Below are 23,753 nucleotides of genomic sequence, written 5' to 3' on the forward strand. Positions count from 1 at the left end.
AAGGGAAAACACAAATGTGTTCACCCTTTTCATTTCATTTATTCATTTGAAACTTCACTTACTTTACGTTGATTGAACTTATGAACGATGAATGTAATTAGGAATACACCCACTAGCACGCTGAAGAATACTAATTCACCAACATGGTACCAATGGCTCATAACCATCTTAATACCAATAATTGCAATTAAGATAAACGCTGTCGCTTCAAGTTCTGGAATCTTTTCAATAAGTGTCAGGAATATTTGAGCAACACCACGCATCATTAATACTCCAAGCAGTCCACCTAGGAAAAGTACCCAGATCTGATCACTTACACCAAACGCTGCGATAACCGAGTCAATTGAGAACGCAATATCCATGACTTCAACCGCTGCAACAGTACCCCAGAAGTTACCGAATAGTCGAATGAAAATACCTTGTTTGCTAAGGGCTTTTTCTTCATCATCATGTTCTTCTGCTGCACTTTCTCTTCGCTTTTTAAGAAAGTGACTAATTGCAAGCCATAGAAGATATCCGCCGCCGGCGATTTTAATCCACCAAATTTGTATGAGGTAGACCCCGACTCCTATAGCGATAAACCTGAATATATAGGCACCGACAATTCCATAAAACAACGCCTTTTTCTGTTGTTCTTTTGGAAGAGGTTTAACCATAACCGCCAGAACAAGGGCATTATCCGCTGAAAGTAAACCTTCCAAAACGATTAATGTACCAATTACTGCCCAAGCAGAAGGGTCCGTAATAACTTGTTGGATTGCCTCCCACGAAAAGAACTTTCCGTATGTGTCCATCATTCCTGAAAAAAAGTCCATGTAAAATCTCCTTTAAGGTTTTGCATGCTTCGGGCTTTTTCTCCTTTGCGGGGAGGCAAACCGTATCACGAATATTTTTTTACTATTTATTTCTTAAACACTTAATCCGTAGTTTCGACAAAGGGCACCCAGCCCGCCTGAAAAACCACTGCCAATGGCATTAAATTTCCACTCAGAACCGTGGCGATATAATTCACAAATGACTACAGCTGTTTCAATGGAGAAATCTTCACCTAAATCATAGCGAAGTACCTCTTCATTATTATCTGCATTTACAACGCGAACAAACGCATTTGATACTTGGCCAAAGTTCTGGCTTCGTTGGTCGGCATCGTGAATCGTTACCGTAATCGCAACCTTATGAGTAGTGGAAGGCACCTTAGAGAAATCAATGACAATTTGCTCGTCATCTCCATCCCCTTCTCCTGTCCGGTTATCACCAGTGTGCACGACGGCTCCGCTAGGATCTTGTAAGTTATTATAGAAAATAAAATCTAAATCTTGTGTACAAACATTATTTGCATCGACTAGAAAAGCAGATGCATCAAGGTCAAAATCATAACCGCCTGAGTATCGATTTGTATCCCAGCCTAAACCAATAATGGCCTTTGTTAGTCCTGGATTTGTTTTAGTTAAATCGATTCTCTGGCCTTTTGCTAAAGAAATGGTCATTTAACTCATCCTCTCAACTAAAAAGTGTATGTCTTGTTGAATCCCATACTCAGCCTGCTGATAGACCATAATCATTAACAAGTGAAGCTAGTCCACCTTGATATCCGCTTCCAATGGCATTAAATTTCCATTCGCCGCCATGACGGTATAACTCAGCTACAACTACAGCTGTTTCAATAGAGAAATCTTCGCCAAGATCGTAACGAATTAATTCTTCATTACTCTGTTCATTCACTACTCGAACAAATGCGTTAGATACTTGACCAAAGTTTTGGCTGCGTGCGTCAGCATCATGAATAGTAATAGTAAATGCAATTTTTTCAACTTCTGCAGGAACTTTACTTAAATCAATTTTGATTTGTTCATCATCTCCGTCTCCTGCACCAGTAAGGTTATCTCCCGTATGAACAACAGAACCATTACCGCCTTGAAGATTATTAAAGAAAACAAAATCTTTTTCAGAAGCTACTTTACCTGATGCATTAAGAAGAAATACGGATGAATCTAAGTCAAAGTCGTTTCCGCCATCATACTTATTTGTGTCCCAACCTAGACCAACAACAAGATTTTTCAAACCAGGATTTGATTTAGTTAAGTCTACTTTTTGTCCTTTACTTAAAGAAATTGCCATTTTACATTACCTCACTTTTATTTTTTATTTATACGTATTTATTTGCTATTTCCGAGATGGATGTATCTTTTGTTCCGTCACCAATTGCGTTGAATTTCCATTCACCATTATGACGGTAAATTTCACCTACAAATAATGAAGTCAACCCAGAATAGTTATCTGTTAAATTGAAGTGAATCATTTCCTCATTATTAGAATTATCAACTAAACGAATAAAAGCATTTTGTATCATACCAAAATCTTGTTTTCTTGATACACAAGAATAGATGTTGACAACGAAGACAAGCTTATGGACTGAAGGCGAAATCGATTTTAGATCAACGACGATCTGCTCATCATCCCCATCACCGTCTCCTGTTAAATTATCTCCTGAATGTCGAACACTATTGTCGGCACTTTTTAGATTGCCGAAGTAAATCAGGCTGTTTTTGTTTGCCATCTTACCTTTTTCATCAAGCATAAGTACAGAAGCATCACAGTCAATATTAGCTGTACCGCCGCCTCCAAATAAACCGCCAAATAATCCTTTGGACTTTTCAGCTGTAACCGGATCCCAGCCAAGACCTACAGTAAGAGAAGATAAACCAGCTCTTCCTTTTGTAAGATCTATTTTCTGTCCCTTTTGTAACGAAATTGCCAATAGGTTCACGTCCTCTCGAATTCTCTACCCTATAAGATTCACGCCAGCGTGATTATATATTTATTGTAACATCTGATGCCTATTTGCACAAATATAAATTACTTTTCTTATGATTAACCTTTCAACTGCCTTGTTTGATATGTTTCTTTCAGTTCGATTAAACGCTTAGTCCCCTCTTCACGGGTACGTTTATTTTCTTCTTCAATTCGTTTTGTTTCTTCAAGGCCTTTGATAATAATGCTCCAAGATTCTTCAATAGTTTCAATTTTTATGCTTGGTGCCCCTGCAAGACGAGCAATATCCACACTTTGGGAAGTGATATTTTGAGCGTTACGGATAAGCATTTCATTAGTACGTTTGTCCAGCTCACTCATTGAATCGGCCACAAGCTTTTGACGTTTAGCTGAAACTGCTTGTATAAGTCCATTTTTAAAGATTGGAATGGTTGTTACAAAGGCCGAATTTATTTTCCCTATAAGTTTGGTATTTCCTCGCTGTAAAAGACGTATTTGCGGAGCTGTCTGTAACGCAACCATTTTGGCCATTTCAAGGTCATAAACTCGTTGTTCAAGGGCCTCAATACCATTTCTCAGCGTATCTAATTCCATGCCTGCAATTTGATCGCCGGATGCTGCGCGCGTCTCATATTCAGGAAGAAGCGTTGCTTTTAGTTCCTCAACCTTGGCATTTCCCGCCACAGCATATTTCTCAAGGGCTAAATAATAGTTAAAATTCTGCTCATACAATTCTTCTAACGTGTGTGTGGATGACACCATTTCATTTTGGTACTTGGATATTTCAACATAGACCTTATCTATCTCACCTCCCATCGATTGATATTTACCAAAGATCTTATCAATCATTTTTTCCCCTTTATTAAATAATTTTGATAAGAGACCCCTTTTCTCTGGGGCGAAATCTTTGCTGTCGAACCGATCCATTATTTTGCCGAGCTGTTTTAGCAGCTCACTGGAATCTTCCATTGAACTCGATTTCATTGTTGATAGAATACGATCTGAGAATTTAGATATTTCCATTGCTGGTTCTTTACCGAATTCTAAAAGAGACATTTGATTTTTCACGTCAATTTGCTGAGCAAGTCGGGCAACTTCAGGATCATTTTGAAGCTGCACCTTAAGTTCTTCCGTTTTTGCTAAGGACACCTGATTTGTGTTTTCATCGAAGATTTCAGTACTCTTCAAATTTGCCATACTAATCCCTCTTTTCTTATAATTTTCCACTAGCAAACCACTAGTTATGTATCTTTTCGAAATAGCCTGCGCCAGATTGGGAGTTTAGGTTCCTGATATTCATACTCGAACTCAAACTGCTCTAATAAATGGATATCATACACATGCTCATCAATGTATAACTCTAAATCCCTTAATCCAGAAGGATTAAAGAGTAGAATATCTATCCCAATCTCGTTCAATAGCAGCAACAATGCTGCATCAGATCGGCTGATTCCTCCCGTTGCACCACTATTATAAAGGATAACTCGCGGTACTTGCTGCGGATAATCAAACTTCATAAAAAGGGTAACAACTGATTTGGGCAAAGCCGTCAGCTGCGTAAACAAGAACTGTTTAACATCTTCCACTGATTCATGACCCTCAGGAAGAAGTTTAGGTTGAGCACATACTCTAGAAATTCCTGCAGCAATGGCCAGCTGTACGCCTGTCGGAAGCTGATTAAGCCGCCACCAGACACTTTTAATCATCTTTTCTGGATCAAGCGTCCCATCTGGATTTAGCGCATGATCATAATGGTATTTATGATTGGCTTTTATACTGTTGGTAAAAGGGAAATATCGAATGAATAAGGACAACTCCCCCTCCTTTAATTGTTCTACACGTTCCCAATAGTTCCGCCGATTTTCAGAAACACCTGAAATTTTGGCAAATACGGAGGGGATATAGATTTCATTTCCTTCAATATAAAAGCCAGGGCGTATGAAGGCCCTTTCCTTACTCATTAAAAATAGTTCATCATAGGTCGTTTTCAACGTAATCGATACCGGTAAATGAGATCGATATTGCCATGGTTTAAAAATAGGTGTTTCTTCTGAATGAAGGATGCGGTCAATTTCTTTTGAAGCTTGATAAGCTACTGTTGCTTTTCTAACTGGCTTTGACTTTGGAAATGGTCTAGGCTGTTTTTTAACAGGAAAATCCTGTACAACCATGAGCGTTTTCTCTGGATCAAACTCTTTAAAAATGTCTTCACCATTTGGATGGAAAATCAATAAATCAATACCTAGTAATTTTGTTAAGAATAAAAAGTACTGTTCGCTTTTTGTTGCCTCACCATACCAGATGATACAGGGTACAAGGACATCATCCATTTTTTTAAGCAGGTCATTAATATGGTTCCAAACCCATTTTGTCAGATCCATAATTACCCGCCTAAAGTCTGGATGTTTTAACCCGCCATCATGTTTTGCTGCAAATTGATTCAACACTTCGATGTAACTTTCTCGGATATACCGGTGTAATGATGCATCCTGATGAGAGGGAATCAACTGTCTTCCTTCCATAAAAGCTATAAATCGATTAACAGAAAGTGATTCACTTTGATTCACTTGCAGCACACTTTGTAGAGATTGAAATATTTGAGGGGCAATTTCTTTATTTAGATGATCACTCCATACCTCAACATTCGGTTTTTGTGACAGCTCATATAAGGTAAGATAATAATCATCTTCATCATGGGGAATCCCCAAAAAGCGAGCAGCAACTTGACCAAAACTAAATCCATCTGTATCTATTTGATGATGTTCACGTTCAGAACGCGGACTATCTATCATTTTCTTCCATTCAGTATCTTTAAAGGTAATTAGTTGTGGATTGATCTTAGCATATTGGCCAAAAGCGCCCAACGTGCTCCCCCCTTTCTTTACCCGTTTACTCCTATTAAGTATAACGTATAAGTACGCAAAAGGTTTCAAATGACACACATTCGTTGGTAGTAAATTATGCGTTCATCCTAGCTGACTATCCCTAAAAAAAGAAAAACCCATACTTCCAAAATGGAAGCTGGGTTTACATTTTCGCCTAACATCCATTATGAAGATAAAAGCACCGATTTTTCTACATGTGTTGCTTTAACCTGTAAATTTGGTTTCACAATATCGGCATCACCCGTCAACATGAGCTTTAAGGCTAAATAAGCAAAGTTAACACCTGAAAGGGATGATATATGCAGACCGCCAGACATACGTGGATTAATTTCAAGCAGCTTCGGCAGGCCATTATTATACTTTATTTGCACATTATAGACATATGGAATTTGATAAATATCATTCACTTTCCCCGCTATTTCCATAAGTTCAGGAATATCTTCAAGCTGTCTAATCCGTCCCTCCTCTTTCTTCCGTGGGACGGCAGCTAGAAGCTGGCCATCATAGGACAAACAATCAATACTATATTCATATCCACTCAGATATTCCATTACCATTAATTCCTCAAATCTGTCTTGCTTAGAGAGAATTTTATATGCTTCGTTAAACGATATGTAATGACTGATATGACCAAATAAGTCGATAATCGTATCCTCTGCATCACGGATAATCCGGAATCCTTCACCGCCTCTTCCATCAGCCGGCTTTATGCACACAACCTTACCAAGACCGCGGAGCCTCTTATACTCCTCCTTAAATTGTGCTGAATTCTGGACAACACGATATTCTGGAACTAAGTTTCCAAGTCCGTTTTCTATAAACGACTCATACAGCTTCCCCTTATGAGAAATAGTTTCCATACTAGCAAAATCCTCGCAGACCATTACTTTTGTCCCGATTGCTTGAAAACGTAAAATGGCTTGAGAAATTTCAAGCGCATGCTGATAAGGAATAAAGACGTCAATTCCATGCTTTTTGCAAAATTCCAGACAAAAACTAATATAGTCTTCACCACTTACCTCTGGTTCAACCTCTGCATAATCGCATACATGTAAGTAAACGGTATTGCGATTTGGATGGGTCCCATAGATTTCAAAATCGATTCCATCTGGATTGTTTTTGATTGCTTCAATAAAATGGTATGCTGTTGAAAACCAGCGATTAAACCATATTTTCTTTTTCATAACGAATGGTTCCTTTCTTAAGCTCACGCGGCTAATTTACTAGTATTTGGTATTATCATTCAGTTTATCACAGTAAACATAATTATCTAAAGATTTAATTTTTTCATCAAGAAAATAGCCTGCATAAACATGTGCAGGCTTTTTCTATATTATTTCTACTTATCCCTATTTTATCCTAACAGGCTGTTTTTTAACCGTCTGAGATGGGGACATGGTTCTACTGACCGAATTCACACATCAAATATAAAAAGAAATCAAACAGATTTATGAGCACTAGTCTGTAATTCTTCTATATATACTGCACATTTTTTTACCACACTCTTCAAACGTTCATACTCAAGGGTGACGACCATTCTTCCTAGTTCAGAAAGTGAATAACTTTTTCGTCGATCCGATTCCTGTTTAACAATGAGTCCGTCTTTTTCAAGTTTACTAAGTGCTCCATAAAGAGTACCTGGACCCAACGTCACTTCTCCATCGCTCATTTCTTTTACTCGCTCCATAACCCCATACCCCTGAAGCGGTTCTTGCAAAGAAATTAAGATATAAAACGTCGTATGAGTAAGCGGTAGATAATTTTCTGCTTTTTTTCTCATTTAAAGAACCTCCAATAAAACTACACTTAGTGACTTACTCTAGGGTAATCCTTTGCATTCGTTTAATCAACCTGTTTGATTGCCTTGATTCAACTGACTATTATATAAACCATAATAGAAGCCTTTTTCCTTCAATAATGAATCATGTGATCCACTTTCTATGATTCTGCCTTCTTCAAGCACAAGTATCTTATCTGCCTGTTGTATCGTATTAAGCCGATGGGCAATAACAAAACTTGTTCTTCCCTCCATTAGCCGCTGCAATGCTTCTTGTATTTTCACCTCAGTAATTGTATCAATACTGCTGGTCGCTTCATCTAAGATTAGAATACTAGGGTCAGCTAACAGCGCTCTGGCTATCGAAATCAACTGCTTCTGTCCCTGACTAATACCGCTGCCGTCCTGTTTTAACATAAATTCATATTCGTTAGGGAGTTTTTGTATAAAGCTATGAGCATTTGCAAGCCTAGCTGCTTCCTCTACTTCATTATCAGTTGCATCCAAACGACCATAACGGATATTCTCTCGAACAGTACCTTGAAAAAGGTAGGAGTCTTGGAGGACAAAGCCCATATGACTGCGCAAACTGCTTCTTTTTACTTGTTGAATATCACGGCCGTCAATTAAAATCTTTCCCCTGTTGGGATCATAAAACCGTGCAAGTAAATTGACTAAAGTTGTTTTCCCTGCTCCTGTAGGTCCGACAAGTGCCACATTTTCACCTGCTCGTACTTTAAAATTAACATTCTTAATCGTCTCACCTGATTTCTCGTATGCGAATGAGACTTTATCAAAGATCACTTCACCCTTGATATCTTCTAGACTTCCAGCATCTTGTTCATCCACTGCTTCTTCTTCCTCATCTATAATTTCGAAGACCCTTTCGGCTCCGGCAATAGCTGATAAAAGGGTGTTAAATTGATTGGCTAAATCGTTAATCGGTCTAGTAAACTGTCTAGAATACTCCGTAAAGATAACGATGGTACCAATTGAAATAAATCCTTTTAAAGCTAAATAACCACCTATCCCTGCTATAATCGCAAAGCTTAGGTTATTAAGGAGATTCATTACTTTAGGAATAAAACCAGAGTATGCTTGGGACAAGTAGCCGGATTGCTTCAATTTCTCGTTTCGCACTTTAAACTCTCTAATCACTCGGTCTTCCTGTGAAAAGGTTTTAACAATCCGCTGTCCCGAAACTGTTTCCTCAATAAAACCATTAAGCTCCCCAATATTCTTCTGCTGCTCCTTGAATAACTTCCCTGTCCGATTCGTAATCCATCTCATGCCTAAGAACATAAGCGGTATGATAATCATTGTCAGTAAGGTTAACAGTGGACTGAGCCAAAGCATCACTACAATTGTTCCGACCAGTGTTAGTAAACTTGAGAATATTTGGATGACCGAACTATTTAATGTGGAGCTGACATTTTCAATATCATTTGTCACTCGACTCATCAATTCTCCATGTTGTCGGCGGTCAAAAAAGGTAATCGGAAGTTTATGTAAATGACGGAATAACTGGCTTCGCATTGTATATACCGTATCTTGCGCAATACCTATCATCCAATAATTTTGTAAAAATGTTGAAAGTGAGTTAAATACGTAAATAACTAATAAACTTAGCAAGAGTGTCAAAAAATGATTTCCATTTTTACTCACAATATAATCATCTATTGTCATCCCGACAAGAAACGGGCCAAGTAGACCTAATGCTGAACTGATCACAACCATGGCAAGTACAACCATCAGCAACGTTTTATTATCAGCTAGGTAGAACCAAATTCGTTTTATCGCAGCAAAGCGTTTACTTGTTTTTTTCTTATGAGTTATCTCCTTTTTACTTTGACTCAATCGGAATCTCCTCCCTGCCCAATTGCGAGGTGATAATTTGCTGATACAAGCTATTTTTTTGAGCTAGTGAATGATGCGTACCTTGTGCAAGCAGCCGGCCTTCTTGGATCAATAATGTCGTATCAGCCCCCGTAGCTGTACTTACTTTCTGGGTAATAATGAAAATGGTACAAGTATAACCCTTCAGAGCTTGAAGTAGTTTTGATTCAGTCTTTAAATCAAGCGCGCTAGTACTATCATCAAGTAACAAAATTTTTGGTTTCCTTACAAGAGCCCGAGCAATCGACAGCCTTTGCTTTTGACCCCCGGATAAGTTAACACCCTTTTGTCCAAGTACAGTCTCATACTGCAAAGGAAGCTGGAGTATCGTTTCATGAATTTGTGCATCCTTTGCAGCTTGGATAATTTCTTCCATTGAGGCATCCTCTTTTCCCCAAGCTATGTTAGATTTAATTGTGCCTGAAAAGAGAAGCGCTTCTTGTGGTACATAGCCGATTTGCTGCCGGAGCATATCCAGTTTCAACATTTTACTATCCAGATTATCAATTAGTATACGGCCGGCATCGACATCAAAGAGACGTGGAATCAACTGAAAAAGAGTTGTTTTTCCTGCTCCAGTAGCTCCAATAATGGCAGCTGTCTGTCCCCCCTCAACTGTAAAGCTAAGATTGTTAAGGACAGGCTTCTGATTGGGGTACCTAAAGGACACATTTTCAAATGTCACTTTCCCCTCATTGATTATTTCCTTTGAATTATCGGCATGATCAAGTAAATCAATTTCAGTATCCATTACTTCATTAACCCTTGCAACAGATGCACGTGCGCGGGATATCCCCATAATCAACCAAGAAAAAACAGAAAAAGAAGCCGTTATTCGTGTCGCATAGTTGACAATTGCAACGACTTCCCCCACTTTAATTTCACCTGCTGCCAGCTGATTTCGTCCTAACCAAAGAATGACGAGTATTGAACAATTCATGAGGAATAAGAGAATCGGCTGTGTCGTTTCAATGAGGCGCAGGGCGGTAACTGTTCTTTTTTTGAGAACCTCACTTGTTTTATTAAAACGATTTACCTCATAGCTTCTGCGTAGAAAGGCTTTGATCAAACGCATACCGACTAAGTTTTCCCGCATCACTCCATTTACATGATCCAGTTTTTCCTGAACGTTTTTAAACATCTTTCCTGCTCGACGCATCACCCATATTAAAAAGAATAGTAAAATAGGTATCGATAGTAATAAAATGATAGATAGCTTAAAATTAACAAACATAGCCATCAAAGCACCGCCAACTACTAATAAGGGTGCACGAAACATAATTCGCAGGCTCATGAACACCGTATTTTGGAGGACCGTAATGTCCGTAGTCATTCGTGTAATTAAAGAGGAAGTCGGGAACTTAATTAAATTTGTAAATGAAAAAGCTTGAACCTTTTCAAACAATTTAGTCCGTATATCAAAACCAAAACTTTGACTGACATGTGAGGCAGCAAAGGAGTTAATTAATCCCCCTCCAAAAGAAAGAATGGCCAATATAGTCATCACTACACCCCAAGTAATCACAACAGTCATATCCTCCTGCAGGATCCCTTCATCAATAATTTTCGCTATTAATAACGGTTGCAGCAATTCTACACCCAACTCAAAAAACATGAGGAAAAGTGCCAGCATAATCGAAAGCCGGTACGGCTTCAAAAAAGGAATCATTTTCTTCATACTTTCCACCCTAGTTTCATTAATATTTTTCGGCATTCATTTAGTCACTCTAAAATCTTGAATAGTAGGTATATATGCTATATCATACATTTATTGTAAGAATTTTAAAATAGTTTGCTTTCTCAATTGAAAAAAATTCAAAACACTCTTGACATTCTATTAAAAGTAAGAGAAAATCTAATTGATAATGATTTTCACTATCATTATTAATCTCATGACCCTGGTAATATAAGCAACTAAGCAATATGTTGTGATAACGACTTCACAACTCTATGATAACCGGTTCAGGTTATCTCCCTGGCCTACTTAAAATAAGAATGCAGAAAATCACTAGAATATTGCCCCCTCTTTATTCAAGTTATTTCCCCCCCTGTACTTTAAGCATTCTTTCATTTAAGAGAGCCAGGGAATTTTTATTTTTAATCAACTATCTAAATAAAAGAGGATGACTCAGTATGAGTCATCCTCTTTCTATTCAGCCTGCATATTGCTGGGCTGCACGTACTTGCACCTCAATGGTACCTATCGTTTTATTCACAATTACCTTAAGCAGTATAGGATAATCCTTATTGTTTAAAAATTTGAAGTCTTTTCCGCCATAAGATACGGTAGCATCTCGATCTTTCGGCACATACCCGACTTCCTTTGAATGATGATTAAGTTCAATTATTTCTAAGCCGGCCTGATCTACAGCATTATATAACGTAGATGACGTCTGGCAGATTCCCCCGCCTATTCCTTCTACTAATTCTTTATTAAGAATCTCCATTGCCTTTTGATATCCTCTAGCTTCTGTCCGTTCACCAACGATTAAGTTATAGTAAAAACGATCTCCAGGACCTAAAACAATTTGGTCAATTTCACTAGCGGATAAAGCAATATTAGTAGTTCTGCCGGTAACTGATGCATTAAATTTTGTCTTATATGAAGCTAAAAGGGTTTGGTCAACATTGGCTGCCGTCTTTGCCGTTACATTCGGTACTGATTCAATAATCGGTACATTAACCTCTCTTTGAAAAGCGCGTAGATTTTTTAGTTCATCCAAAAGCGGCTTTTTTTCCAGAACAATACGTGCCTGACCTGGTTTTAATGTACCATCATTACTTAATCTTGCTGGAATCATCGGTTGGTCGTATTTTGTTTCCAACGACCTGACTAAATCTACAGCTGCTTGTTCCTCCCGTATATCGGACGCCTTCACTACCTGAATTTCCTTACCATTTCTACTGTCTACTAAAACAAGCTTTGGATCACTCATCTTTTTATCGATGAGCATTAGTTCTTTCTTAACCAGGCTGCTATTCTTCACTGGTTCTTTTTCTTTCGAAAAAACCAGATCAGTATTTTTCACCCCAAGCCATACCCCGCTGAACACTAAAATACCAACTACCACCAACAGCATAATCCCTTTTTTCATTCGCTTCACACCCGTAAATTATATTTTCCAAAATCCAAAACAGACCCTACCAAACTCCTATACTAATAGACACATAAAATCTACCGTAGATTTCATTCAACACCATTATATACCACATTTAATCAAAAAAGCACCTCTTAGTGTAATTTTCATAGGAATAAAGGAACCGAAATTTTCTAAGGAGTGGTATTGTCGAATGATCTTGATAAAGAACGTTTTTTCTACAAAAACAAGGGTGAAATGCAGTATTTTATTCCAAAAAGTGCGGAATACCTCGGTCTTCTCACAATCTGATTTTTTTGATTCCTGTAGTTAAGAATATTGCTGCGAAGAGAAGGAGAATAATCGTGCTTGTCATGATGGACTCTAGGGTGCCTGTTGTAATAATGTCCGTGAAGCCGCGCATTGCCCAGGTCTGCGGCAAAAGTTCAGCTATCTTTTGCATGAAAGTAGGTTCGAGTTCTAATGGCCAATATACTCCCGAGAGCATGCAGGTTGGGATCACAATTAAACTAGCTATTCCTGATTGCTGTTCTAATGTTTTGGCTGTAGTTGCTATGACTAACCCAATTCCGACAAAGGCCAGCATCATAGCAGAAACGAGAATGAATATTGGAAGCGGGCTTCCCCAACTCACATCAAATAGCAGGTTTGTCGCGAGCATTAAGATACTAAATTGAATCCATCCGATTAAAAAAAGGAAAGCAGGTAGCCAGAAGCTACTTGAAAACGTGTAACAGGAGTACTCAGCAACCGATACCAAACACCGTTTCCTTTGGCCTCAATAATAACTCCCGTCACGGTAAATAACTTAATCATTAAAAACATAATACAAAATCCTGAACCCTTGGCCGAAATATTCTTTTCATTTATTTCGTTCGAATTCATATCTACTATTTTAACCAACGTATTTTGGACTTGTTCATCCCTTTGTAACTTTTCAAACATAATTGGCCAATCTTGACCGCTATATTCACTCCAAGTTTTTGATGCTGATACATGATTCACGATTGTTGAAAGCTTATTAGAAACATAATCTGTAACTGTACGACTTGAAACAAACTCTGGAATTCTTTCGAATCTTACCTCTGGCTTGCTCCCAGTTTTCAGTTGTTCCCCAAACCCTTTTGAAATGAGAATGACACCCTCAGCCTCTTTTTCCTTTAGTTTTTGTGAAGCTTCCTTTGAAGAGGTTTCTACCAATGTAAAGAGTGAATCATCTTTCCTCATTACGTCGATAAATCCTTTTGATAAAGTAGTCTTATCTTGGTCAACATAGAGGATTGTTGCCTTTTCCTCTTCACTTTCAGTCATTACATTTCCAAATAGAAGAGTGAAAATAATCGGCATAGCAAACATAATTAAATAGTTTCGCGGGTTTCTAAAAACCAGCCTTACCTCCATACTGCATATACTCCAAATTTTCTTCATTACTATCCCCCCCTTCATCGTGTTCTGAGTCGTAACGTTCCAATCAGCATGGCCGCGATTCCCACTAAAAACAAACCGATAATAGCAGGGAGTATTTCTCCCCAATTAACTCCAGCCATGATTTCTAAAAAACCCGTCAGCGCCCACTTATTAGGCACAACGTCCGAGAGACGCTTAAGGAAGTCTGGAAATTGGGACAGTGGCAGCATGGATCCTCCAGCGAATGCTAGAATTTGTATCCCAATTCCGCTAATTAAATCCGCCGTTCTCATTTCCTTTATGAGTCCAGCAAGCAGCATAGAGAGTCCTGAAACAGCCACAGCATAGGCCCCTCCCATCGCTAGCAATTGGCCAACATTATCCCCCCAATGCACTTTACAAAAGAGGGAGGTGCCCATAATAAATATAAGAAATTGGATACAGGCAAACCCTAATGTTCCTAGGAACTTCCCTAAAATAATGGACCAATCACTTGTAGGACTGATTTTCAATCGTGCCAGCGTTTCTAAGTCACGCTCCTTTATAAAGGATTTTGCACCAGTGGTTATGTTATACAAAAGAAACATAGCAGCCATTGCCGCAGCATAATATTGCATAGATGAGACGGTTTCCTTTCCAATCGTCCGATCCGTTATTGGCGTTACTTCATTTCCTTGGTTGGTTAATTCCACAGTTATCGTACTCGCTAGTTCAGTAACTTCTCCTGGTCCTGCTGCTACGGCTTGTGAAGTGCTTAAGTCGGCCATAACAACGTTAGTCGTGTGAGAAACGCTCTGAACACGGCTGACAAATGAGGTTAATATAGATTCAATCACAGCAGCTTTCAATTCTTTATCAGAATTAGAAAATAATCTGACCTCTTTAAGTTTCCCTTCCTTTACATTCTCACTCCAAACGGTTGGAATAGAGAGCCCCACATCAATTTTTCCTTCCTTCAGCATTTTCCCCAAGTTTTCTTCTTTATTGGTTGATTCAATTTTAATAAAATCAAGTTTTCGTAAAACGTCTTCTTCAAAAATCCTTGCGAGTGAATCGCTATCAGCCGTATACAAACCAATGGTCGTGTCTGCAAAGCTGTCTTCATTACTCATAATTGGTTTCAAAGCGGTACCGAGAATAGCAGTTAGGACAAGCGGCAGCAATAACAGCATGATAAGGGCGCTGCGATCAGCTATTCGAATTTTGACATCATTCCAAGCAATGTGTAAACTTTGCATCTCTTCCCTCCTAATCTCGCAAAGAGCGTCCAGTCAGTTGTAAAAACAGACTCTCTAAATTGGGTTCTTTTCGTTCCATTGTTTCTATCTGTATATTTGCGTTAACGGCTAGCGTAATAATTTCAGGCAGTGGATTTTCCGTTTCATTAATACAAATATCGATTGCATGTGTATCAGGCTTAATCATCACTCTTTCAACACCATGAATTTGTTTAATATATTGAAGGAACTCCTCATTTAGATTCGTTAGTTTCATTTCGATAACCGTCCCATTTGCTAACCGATTACATAAATCTCTTTGGGTTCCGAGCGCCATCACTTCTCCCTGATCAATAATCCCAATTCGGTCACATAAATACTCTACTTCTGCCATGTAGTGACTGGTATAAATAATCGTAACACCACTTTTATTCAAATCCTTGACCGTTTCTAGAATATGATTTCGGGATTGCGGGTCGATTCCTACTGTTGGTTCATCCATAATCAACAGTTCTGGTTCATGCATCAAGGCAGCTCCAATATTAATTCGTCTTTTCATGCCGCCAGAAAACGTTTCAATCTTATCTTTTGCCCGCTCACTAAGTCCGACAAAAGAGAGCACCTCCTCGGCCTTTCTTTTTGTTTCAGCCCTTGTTAGACCGTACATTTTCCCCCAGAACAATAGATTTTCACGAGCAGATATCGTCGGGTAGAGGGCAATTTCTTGCGGGACTATCCCAATTTTCTTTTTGATTTCTAAGGGTCTTTTTTTCACTGATAGACCATCTATCCAAATGTCTCCTTGATCGTACTTAACCAACCCGCAGATCATTGAGATTAGCGTTGATTTACCTGCACCGTTGGGACCAAGCAGCCCAAATGCTTCACCCTTATCAACTGAAAAAGAAACATTCTTTACAACTTCTTTTTGATCAAATGACTTTTTTATATTTTCAACTTTAAGCACTTTCTTAACCTCCTTTTCATCTCTCCTCCACAGTTTATAAAATAACGGATTGGTATACATCGAGCGCAGGATAGAAAGTAAAGCACGAAAAAAAGGCCTTCATCAGGCCTTTTGACTAATACACTATGCTGAAAGTCATGGTTACTTAAAAACAGTTATCCCGTATCTAACCGCAAATATGGCAGCCTGAGTTCGATCGCGCATTTCAAGTTTACTTATGATGTTAGATACATGATTTTTTACAGTACCTTCGGTGATATAAAGACTAGCAGCAATTTCTTTATTATTACGCCCCTCACCCAAATGACGCAGAACCTCAACTTCACGAAGAGAAAGTTCATGAAATAGTTTAGGTACTTGTATTGTTGAAGCATCATTCTCCTTATTCCTTCTCAGCTCATGAATGATCTCGGCTGTTAGTTGTGGGGGAAGGACAATTCCACCTGACAATACTGTCATGATTGCCTTAACGATAGCATCTACAGAGAGATCTTTTAATAAGTAACCAGATGCTCCCTCCTCTAATGCCTGAAAAATTAATTCACTATCTTTAAAGGTAGTCAACATCAGTACCTTTGTATGTGGAAGCTGAGAAGTAATCAGTTGGGTCCCTTTCACTCCATCTACATTTGGCATACGAATATCCATTAAAACAATATCAGGCTGGAGATGAATCGCTTGTTCATAGGCATCTTGACCATCTTCAGCGATTCCAATTACCTCTATTTCTTCCCTAAGGTTAAGTAGTGCTGATAATCCTTCCCGAATCAATGCTTGATCGTCGGCAATCAATACTCTAATCATAAGACCCCTCCTATTATCCAGCGTTTTTGATGTAACGGTAATTCAACGTCTATCTCGAATCCTCCTTGATGAATGCTTTGAAAACACACTGTCCCTCCATGTTCTTCTATTCGTTCCTTCATATTGATTAGACCAAAACCAGGCGTGACCTTACTCATTCCATATCCATTATCCTTGATTGTTAACGTAATCTTTTCGAGAGTACAAGAAAGTATCACATGGCAATGAGTTGCTTGTCCGTGGCGTTTGGCATTCGTCAAAGACTCTTGGATGATTCGAATAAGTGTCGGCTGTAGTGTGCTTGGAATACTAGTTGGATCACCCGCTAGATCAAAGGTCGTTTGTAGACTTGCTGACTTATAAAAGTCCTCAAACAATTTACGAACGGAAGCGATAAATGTTTGTTGTGAGCCTTCATCACTGTGGATAGTCTTAACCGAAAAACGCACTTCCTCCAATGCATCCCTTGCTAATACTCCACAGATGTTCATTGCTGCTTCTGCTTTGGGCTTATTTTGATTCATTAGCTCGCGTGCAAGTTGCAACTGCACTAGCAAGGCAGTCATTTTATGTCCAACCGTGTCATGTATTTCACGTGCTATGCGGTTTCGTTCCCGATCTACCGTTAACTGTTCCACTGTCTGAGCGTACTGTTGTAATTGCTGGTGTGCATCTTCAAGTTCTTGATGTGAACGACTCATTTGTTCATATTGTAGAGTGACCACTTCACTAGCTTCATATAATTTCCGAATCAAATCACCAACTACTGTCCCGAAAACAACAAAAGATACGCCGGTTAAATTATCAAATAAATCAACGTAACCGGTGCGAATGAAGCATTCCAGCATAACAATCAACCATAAAATAAAGCTGCCCCATAACAAACGTTGACGTATTTTGTTAGCAAATTCAGAGAGGAACAGTGTGATAGCTGTCACTCCTACAAGAATTAAATACAATGTTGAAGAAGGAAAAAGGAAGCCGTAAACGAAGCACAGCATGCCATCAATTAAAATAGTAGAAAGTTTGATTTTATCTTTATAGAAGTCATATTGAAAAAAATGATTGTACACAAAAAGAGCCATTATGATGAAAATAGTCCCTTTTAGCAAACTCTGATCAGGCGCCTTTACAAAATACATGAAGCTAATCAAGATATACATAACCACTCGAAGATGGATTAACCAATTCCCCAAACAACCACCCGCTATCTATATTTTTCTTTAATCATGACGAAAACCCTTAGTAAATGGAAGTGTTTTTTTATTGGGAGTCGGCGGGATACGATCAATTTTAACTATGATTTGGTTCAAACTAAGGAACAATCCCGTCTAGAGTGGCCGTTTTCCCATCTGTACGTCTTGTAATACCTAATGGGGTATATTAAATAACAAAAAAAGAGCCCTTTTAAAGGCGCCCTCTTACGATTACACAATGATCGCCGCTACTTCTGAAAAAAATTCTTGATAGAGGGCTTGGACTGCTTTCTTTTCATCTTTGGCTTTCACGCCGAACATCATGCTGACTTCTGACGAACCTTGATTTATCATTTCAATGTTGACCTTTTCTTTAGCCAGTGCTTGAGAAGCTCTGGCTGTTGTTCCTACATTATGACGCATGCCCTCACCTACAACCATAATTAGAGCCAAATCGTGCTGTACCTCGATTTCATCTGCATGAAGCTCATCTTTAATTCTCTCAATAATGCAAGCTTCTGTTTCTCTATCAAGCTGATACTCTCTAAGAATGATTGTGATATCATCAATGCCAGATGGGATATGCTCATAGGAAACATAATTTTCTTCGAGAATCTGTAATAGCTTTCGCCCAAATCCTATTTCACGATTCATTAAGTACTTACTAATATAGATACTGCAGAATCCCTTGTCACTTGCGATACCAATGACTGGACCATTATTGTTTTTTCGTTCATTAACAATCTTCGTACCTTCAGATTCAGGATTATTTGTATTTTTGATTTGCACTGGTATGCCCGCGCGGTAAGCAGGAATCAACGCTTCATCATGAAAAACAGAAAAACCTGCATAAGAGAGCTCGCGCATTTCGCGATACGTTAACTCCTTTATTTCCTTCGGTTGGTTCACCACATTAGGATTGACTGCATAGACAGCATCTACATCCGTATAGTTTTCATACAAATCAGCTTTCGTCCCATTAGCTAGGATTGAACCTGTTATATCCGAACCACTTCGAGAGAAAGTAAGCACCTCTTTGTCTGCTGTATATCCAAAAAATCCAGGGAAGATTAAAATTTCCTTCTGATCCCGAAGTTCATAAAGGCGTTGATACGATTCTGACAGCACTTCGACATAACCATTTTCATCGGTAAGAATTAAACCTGCATCAAAAGGATTCACATAACGAGCTGCGTATCCTTCTTTTGTGAAAAAAGCCGCTACAAGTTTAGCATTATTGTCTTCTCCACCAGCCTTCAATCCATCCAGATACCTCAGTGGATCTTTTTGGTCAGCATAGAGGAGCGAATAGAAATTTTCACTGATTTCGGAAACAACGTCTTCACTCAGTTCCAATTCTGAAGCAATATCTGAATAGCGGAGAATAACAGTTTCCAGTAAATCCGCTGCATCTTCTCCCGCTAATTGATCTTCTCCGCAAGCAATTAATAAATCAGTGACTTTTATATCATCAGAATTTCGTTTTCCTGGTGCTGATACAACTACAATCCTTCGTTCAGAATCACTTGTGACGATATCTAATACCTTCTTTAGCTGTTCTCCCGAAGCAAGTGAACTACCGCCAAATTTCACAACTTTCATGAACCCATCCCCTATAAATTAAATATTCAGTAAAAATAACTCCCCTTATTATCACTCTTTTGTAGCCATTAATCAAGGGATATTCTGCCCTAAAAAAACAAATGTACTTTTATCACGGAATGGTATGTAGTTTACAAAGAAGATAGAACAACGATTATTGTCTCATGACTAAACGCATACTGATCTTGTCCATTACATCTCTCCTTTTTTACCTATTGCATTACGATTATAACGGACTTACAATAAGTATGAATTTTAAATCTTTTCGGAAAGAAGCGAAGTCACTTGTGGTTATTGGCCGCCTTACTCACCAGCTGTTCTTTTGGAATCAACAACACGATCTTTAAATGGAGCAATACGAAAGGCTTTTCCAAGATACATATTCAATTTTTCTTTTATATTTCTGCTTTTTTTCTTACATTAGGTTTCAGCCTAATTAGTGGGAAATACCACATTCATCTTCTAGCAATTGTACTAGGGGCGACAATTGGTATTTTAAATGCTTATGGCAATATCCAGATGTCTCATGCCTTTGATAACGGGCCGGCTAGTTTAACATCTCCTCTAATAGCAGCCAATACTCTATTTCCCATTCTATGTGCAGGTCTTATCTTTAAAGAACATATTACACTCGTTCAATGGTTAGGCATTCTGAGCATGCTAGGAGCGGCACTAATCATTCAATATTCACCGAAAGCTTCAAAAAATGTTCATTATACTTTATGGATGCTTCATATTATTTTAGCCATTTTTTCTTTCGGTGTACTTGGGGTATTAATGCAGGTATCGTCCCATCTTCATATTGAGTCTCTTGAGGTTTTATCCGCCATGTATGGCGGGGGCAGTGCTTACTTACTTATAACAATGGCAAGAAAAAAAGAAAAAGTACAACAATCAGAAGTTAAAATCGGCGCCACGGTTTCTATGCTCAGTCTAATCGGTTACTCATGCTATTTTTACGCATTGAATACAGGAATCTCAAGTATTGTCTTTCCTATTGTCAGCTTAAACTGCTTAGTGGTTGTTTTTATTGGCTGTTATCTTTACAAAGAGAGATTAAAGCTCTATCAAATGGCGGGTGTCGCTATCGCCTTAATCGGCATCATTCTAACTAAGATATAAAAAAACAGGGATCCCCCTGTTTTTTTTCTGTTCACTATTTTGTTAGGATCAAAATACCAGCACAATGTGAAATTGGATGAAACTCGCATGTACATACCTTTTGTAACGATACAACGAGTTCATCGTATACAAAATAAAACTCATCATCATCCCAATAGGCACTACTTTCTTTTCTGCATGCTTGCAGTTTCTCCCGACTTTGAAAGGCAATGTCCCCAATAAGAATTTTCCCGTTATCGGTTAGTAATGGCAGTAACTCTTCGATAAACATCAGTTTTTCATCATCGTTTAAATGGTGTAATGCGTAGGTACTTACAATAAAATCATATTTCTTTTCTTTGATTTCTTTAGGCAAACCTTTTGAGAAATCACACTCCATTACATTTGCTTTTGGCATTTTAGCTTGAGCAATTTCGATCATTTTAGTGGAAAAGTCTAGGCCGTCAATACTATGACCATAGTCATATAGCCGGTGACTTAAAGTCGCTGTTCCTATGCCAATATCTAACACCTGCGCATGTTTGATCTGCATGATTTCATTGAAAATGGTGTTGATTACTTTCTTATATCCCGCGAATGGATATAGCAATTGATCTTCACTAACTTTAACACTTTGGTCATATTCATTTGCCCAAATGTCAAATCCCTGTTTATTTAGCATTGTTTATCTCCTTCTTAACTTATTGTTAAGCACTTTTTGATTTAGGAAACTTAGATAGGAACCTCTTCAGAAGTGATCCTTTTCTCTCAATCCAGCCTTGGTGTTCTAAGCGTGACTTGCGCCGGATACCTTCGCTTAGTGCAAAAAAAGAAAACATTGCAGTACCTATAAAAACAGCTGCTGTAATAGGAATCCAGGGAGCTCCGTCAATATCAACAAGCACGTTTGAAATATATAACGGCCATTCAATTGCCGTGTTTGTAATCATGTAAGCTCCATTCTCCATTTGTGATAAGCTTTGTGATAAAAATATTCCAAATACACCTAGCTGTCCGATCAAAAATAACATATTGCCAAGATGTGTGAAGAAATAAGACAGCCACTGAGGTGAACAGAGCGGCCAATAATATCTAGTAAACATTCCTTTTATCCCTGTGCCGAGTACAGTGGCTGCTTCGTAATACGTCGATGCTTGAACATGCTTGATACTTTTCTTCATGAGCTCCGCTACCTTTCCGACTTCAAAAAGGATAATCAACCCCATCATCCAGAGAATACGCTGAGAGCTGAAAACGATTAATGGCAGTAAAGAAAAAAACATAACCATAAATATAACCGGAACACGAGAGAATAAATAATTCCAAGCCTGCAAAATCAGATTTATACTTTTTGAATGGGCCGCACTAACAGCCAGGATCATCGCTAAAATAAAGACAGAAAGGCTCATTCCAAGTACCGTTGCAAGGGTATTCCTTGTCCCAATTACAAGGAAACTAAGTACATCACGACCTTCCCGGTCCGTACCTAACAAAAAATCTTGGGACGGTGGGAATGGCGGGTATGAAAAAAAATCTGGATAATAACTGCGCTTTGTTAGTTTTGCATCAATCCCTGGTAAATAGGGTCCTGCAATGGCCAGAATCATAAATACAGAACATCCGCATATTCCGATGAGCAGCGGGACATTTTTCCTCATTTATTATCCTCCTTCCGTACTGGAACAAGGAAAAAGGTCAAAATCTCCTGAAGCCATTGAAAAATTAGTAAAATGGCCATCAATAATAAACTGAACCCTATTATTGCTGCAGTATCCATGACCATTGGTTCACCGGCATAAAACCACCCGTTAAACTGAAGGGCTCTAATTAGTCTTGTGCCAATGCCGCGATACATCGATAGATATTCGACCACAAACATAGCTGACATGATTATTAACGCAATTGGCATTAAATGCTGCAATAACTTCGGCCAGCAATTCAACAAGGCATGCTTCCAAATAACCGCCCAATCCTTAGCACCTTTCGAACGAGCTGTCCGAATATAATCAGCTGTTTCTTCCTCCTCTAATGCTTCTGCAGTTAAACGTGCGATTATAGCAATTGGGTACATACAAAGATAAAGAATGGGTAAAAATACGTTGTACCACTCTTCATCGCCATAAATATCCGGTTTCCATATGTCATTTTTCATACAAAAGAACATAAACATTTGAATGACCATAATAAAGAAGAAGTCTGGAACAGATTGTAAAACCCAAGTGGATCCTTTTCCAGTTAATTTACCAACACCGCCTGTATGGCGGTAATCATAGATTCCCTTGCAGACACCAAAAAAGAGACTCAGTAAAAATGCGGGAATTATAATTACAACGCTTTTTTTAGCATAATAAAGAAGTTCTTCTTCCACAGGATCTTCATACATAGTCATACCAAGTGTTTTATTTTCTTTCACTTCTTTCCAATAAGTAACGATGTTTTGCTTATACGAACTCCAAGTAAATGAATAACTCATCACGTCAGTGGTTCCCTCACGATGTGAGGTTGTTTCACGAGGCATAAGGACCAGTAATACTAAAAGCAATCCAATGATTATGTATAAAAGTAAATTCCCAGTTAATCTCGCTGCAAGCTTAATATAAACCCCTCCCCTTAAAATCGTGGTAACTATTACCAATATTAACAAATTAGTTAGAATATTACGATATTAATTTTTAGTCAGGATTTAAAATCATTTTTCTGTAAACTTGTCAACTATTTCGGCATAAAATACAATAAATTCATGAAAAGGTTTGACAAATTTGTGAATTATACTAAAATTAACTATATAAGGAGATGATTTGTAAATGGAACAATACAAACTACTTAACTTTGTCCGTATCTTTGCAATGATTGGTTGTACAATAGGTGGAATTATATTTATTATTAGTTTGTTTGAAACCGGTTACAACGATAACCATCTTTTAACATTTGCTGCGATAGCTATAGTATTTAACTCGATGCTAGTATTTGGAGTGGGCTTGTTCTTTACTATCACTGAGGAACTCATTACCAAAACACGAAGAGTAAAATC

General features: G+C 38.3%; 21 protein-coding genes and 1 pseudogene. 2 read left to right on the plus strand and 20 right to left on the minus strand.

The genetic code is table 11. The features are described from left to right. Positions 1-38: 38 nt before the first annotated feature. The 17 genes and pseudogenes from WYK_RS10345 to WYK_RS10425 form a co-directional block, all read right to left on the minus strand. A complete protein-coding gene (locus tag WYK_RS10345; RefSeq protein ID WP_040374420.1) occupies positions 39-815 on the minus strand; it encodes a TerC family protein in 777 nt (258 codons plus the stop codon). Positions 816-908: 93 nt separating this feature from the next. Beyond that, positions 909-1,487, minus strand: a complete 579-nt coding sequence (locus WYK_RS10350) for a TerD family protein (protein ID WP_040374421.1) — start codon at positions 1,485-1,487, stop codon at positions 909-911. A 49-nt stretch (positions 1,488-1,536) separates the two neighbouring features. After that, positions 1,537-2,118, minus strand: coding sequence for a TerD family protein (locus WYK_RS10355; RefSeq protein WP_040374422.1), 582 nt, complete (start codon positions 2,116-2,118; stop codon positions 1,537-1,539). A gap of 28 nt (positions 2,119-2,146) precedes the next feature. After that, a complete protein-coding gene (locus WYK_RS10360) occupies positions 2,147-2,758 on the minus strand; it encodes a TerD family protein (RefSeq protein WP_040374423.1) in 612 nt (203 codons plus the stop codon). 113 nt (positions 2,759-2,871) lie between these two features. Continuing rightward, on the minus strand, positions 2,872-3,969 hold the full coding sequence (locus WYK_RS10365) for a toxic anion resistance protein (RefSeq protein ID WP_040374424.1): 1,098 nt from the start codon (positions 3,967-3,969) through the stop codon (positions 2,872-2,874). A gap of 44 nt (positions 3,970-4,013) precedes the next feature. After that, entirely contained in the window at positions 4,014-5,636 is a 1,623-nt protein-coding gene (locus WYK_RS10370) for a YceG family protein (protein ID WP_051387434.1), read from the minus strand. 185 nt (positions 5,637-5,821) lie between these two features. Then, positions 5,822-6,841, minus strand: a complete 1,020-nt coding sequence (locus WYK_RS10375; RefSeq protein WP_040374425.1) for an ATP-grasp domain-containing protein — start codon at positions 6,839-6,841, stop codon at positions 5,822-5,824. A 254-nt stretch (positions 6,842-7,095) separates the two neighbouring features. After that, positions 7,096-7,437, minus strand: a complete 342-nt coding sequence (locus WYK_RS10380; protein WP_040374426.1) for a PadR family transcriptional regulator — start codon at positions 7,435-7,437, stop codon at positions 7,096-7,098. A 66-nt stretch (positions 7,438-7,503) separates the two neighbouring features. After that, complete coding sequence (locus WYK_RS10385) at positions 7,504-9,291, minus strand: ABC transporter ATP-binding protein (RefSeq protein WP_040374427.1); 1,788 nt, start codon at positions 9,289-9,291, stop codon at positions 7,504-7,506. Then, on the minus strand, positions 9,278-11,008 hold the full coding sequence (locus WYK_RS10390) for an ABC transporter ATP-binding protein (protein ID WP_040374428.1): 1,731 nt from the start codon (positions 11,006-11,008) through the stop codon (positions 9,278-9,280). Before WYK_RS10390 ends, WYK_RS10385 begins: the two co-directional genes overlap by 14 nt. Before the next feature lie 475 nt (positions 11,009-11,483). Further along, a complete protein-coding gene (locus WYK_RS10395) occupies positions 11,484-12,425 on the minus strand; it encodes a VanW family protein (RefSeq protein ID WP_040374429.1) in 942 nt (313 codons plus the stop codon). Positions 12,426-12,708: 283 nt separating this feature from the next. Beyond that, positions 12,709-13,874, minus strand: a pseudogene (locus tag WYK_RS26325) (ABC transporter permease). Beyond that, a complete protein-coding gene (locus WYK_RS10405) occupies positions 13,871-15,073 on the minus strand; it encodes an ABC transporter permease (RefSeq protein ID WP_040374430.1) in 1,203 nt (400 codons plus the stop codon). The pseudogene WYK_RS26325 and the gene WYK_RS10405 overlap by 4 nt, the downstream one beginning before the upstream one ends. Before the next feature lie 10 nt (positions 15,074-15,083). After that, a complete protein-coding gene (locus tag WYK_RS10410) occupies positions 15,084-16,019 on the minus strand; it encodes an ABC transporter ATP-binding protein (RefSeq protein WP_040374431.1) in 936 nt (311 codons plus the stop codon). A gap of 141 nt (positions 16,020-16,160) precedes the next feature. Then, complete coding sequence (locus WYK_RS10415) at positions 16,161-16,823, minus strand: response regulator transcription factor (protein WP_040374432.1); 663 nt, start codon at positions 16,821-16,823, stop codon at positions 16,161-16,163. After that, positions 16,820-18,019: a sensor histidine kinase gene (locus tag WYK_RS10420; RefSeq protein ID WP_051387437.1), complete on the minus strand. Its 1,200-nt coding sequence runs from the start codon at positions 18,017-18,019 to the stop codon at positions 16,820-16,822. The genes WYK_RS10415 and WYK_RS10420 overlap by 4 nt, the downstream gene beginning before the upstream one ends. 231 nt (positions 18,020-18,250) lie before the next feature. After that, positions 18,251-19,621 carry an aspartate kinase gene (locus WYK_RS10425; RefSeq protein ID WP_040374433.1) on the minus strand — a complete coding sequence of 457 codons (1,371 nt, stop codon included), beginning with the start codon at positions 19,619-19,621 and terminating at the stop codon, positions 18,251-18,253. Between the two features lie 285 nt (positions 19,622-19,906). Here WYK_RS10425 and WYK_RS10430 point away from each other — a divergent pair, with 285 nt between their 5' ends. Next, positions 19,907-20,743, plus strand: coding sequence for a DMT family transporter (locus WYK_RS10430; RefSeq protein ID WP_040374434.1), 837 nt, complete (start codon positions 19,907-19,909; stop codon positions 20,741-20,743). Between the two features lie 34 nt (positions 20,744-20,777). Here WYK_RS10430 and WYK_RS10435 read toward each other — a convergent pair whose 3' ends face one another. The 3 genes from WYK_RS10435 to WYK_RS10445 are packed head-to-tail and all read right to left on the minus strand — an operon-like array spanning position 20,778 to position 23,195. After that, on the minus strand, positions 20,778-21,404 hold the full coding sequence (locus WYK_RS10435) for a class I SAM-dependent methyltransferase (RefSeq protein ID WP_040374435.1): 627 nt from the start codon (positions 21,402-21,404) through the stop codon (positions 20,778-20,780). Between the two features lie 25 nt (positions 21,405-21,429). Next, positions 21,430-22,380, minus strand: coding sequence for a hypothetical protein (locus WYK_RS10440; protein WP_040374436.1), 951 nt, complete (start codon positions 22,378-22,380; stop codon positions 21,430-21,432). Beyond that, positions 22,377-23,195, minus strand: a complete 819-nt coding sequence (locus WYK_RS10445; RefSeq protein ID WP_040374437.1) for an ABC transporter permease subunit — start codon at positions 23,193-23,195, stop codon at positions 22,377-22,379. Before WYK_RS10445 ends, WYK_RS10440 begins: the two co-directional genes overlap by 4 nt. 331 nt (positions 23,196-23,526) lie before the next feature. On the opposite strand from WYK_RS10445, the gene WYK_RS25610 reads away from it, so the two are divergent. After that, positions 23,527-23,753 (plus strand): hypothetical protein (locus tag WYK_RS25610; protein ID WP_040374438.1); only part of this gene is annotated, 227 nt, incomplete at its 3' end.

Source organism: Peribacillus psychrosaccharolyticus ATCC 23296, from assembly GCF_000305495.1.
GTDB lineage: Bacteria > Bacillota > Bacilli > Bacillales > DSM-1321 > Peribacillus > Peribacillus psychrosaccharolyticus.

What these genes read in the sequence shown, in the direction of transcription:
- WYK_RS10405 (WP_040374430.1), bottom strand. Translation starts at nt 15,073, where the DNA reads ATGCAAAGTTTACACATTGCTTGGAATGATGTCAAAATTCGAATAGCT.
- WYK_RS10355 (WP_040374422.1), bottom strand. Translation starts at nt 2,118, where the DNA reads ATGGCAATTTCTTTAAGTAAAGGACAAAAAGTAGACTTAACTAAATCA.
- WYK_RS10365 (WP_040374424.1), bottom strand. Translation starts at nt 3,969, where the DNA reads ATGGCAAATTTGAAGAGTACTGAAATCTTCGATGAAAACACAAATCAG.
- WYK_RS10445 (WP_040374437.1), bottom strand. Translation starts at nt 23,195, where the DNA reads ATGAGTTATTCATTTACTTGGAGTTCGTATAAGCAAAACATCGTTACT.
- WYK_RS10350 (WP_040374421.1), bottom strand. Translation starts at nt 1,487, where the DNA reads ATGACCATTTCTTTAGCAAAAGGCCAGAGAATCGATTTAACTAAAACA.
- WYK_RS10435 (WP_040374435.1), bottom strand. Translation starts at nt 21,404, where the DNA reads ATGCTAAATAAACAGGGATTTGACATTTGGGCAAATGAATATGACCAA.
- WYK_RS10375 (WP_040374425.1), bottom strand. Translation starts at nt 6,841, where the DNA reads ATGAAAAAGAAAATATGGTTTAATCGCTGGTTTTCAACAGCATACCAT.
- WYK_RS10380 (WP_040374426.1), bottom strand. Translation starts at nt 7,437, where the DNA reads ATGAGAAAAAAAGCAGAAAATTATCTACCGCTTACTCATACGACGTTT.
- WYK_RS10425 (WP_040374433.1), bottom strand. Translation starts at nt 19,621, where the DNA reads ATGAAAGTTGTGAAATTTGGCGGTAGTTCACTTGCTTCGGGAGAACAG.
- WYK_RS10415 (WP_040374432.1), bottom strand. Translation starts at nt 16,823, where the DNA reads ATGATTAGAGTATTGATTGCCGACGATCAAGCATTGATTCGGGAAGGA.
- WYK_RS10395 (WP_040374429.1), bottom strand. Translation starts at nt 12,425, where the DNA reads ATGAAAAAAGGGATTATGCTGTTGGTGGTAGTTGGTATTTTAGTGTTC.
- WYK_RS10440 (WP_040374436.1), bottom strand. Translation starts at nt 22,380, where the DNA reads ATGAGGAAAAATGTCCCGCTGCTCATCGGAATATGCGGATGTTCTGTA.
- WYK_RS10390 (WP_040374428.1), bottom strand. Translation starts at nt 11,008, where the DNA reads ATGAAGAAAATGATTCCTTTTTTGAAGCCGTACCGGCTTTCGATTATG.
- WYK_RS10345 (WP_040374420.1), bottom strand. Translation starts at nt 815, where the DNA reads ATGGACTTTTTTTCAGGAATGATGGACACATACGGAAAGTTCTTTTCG.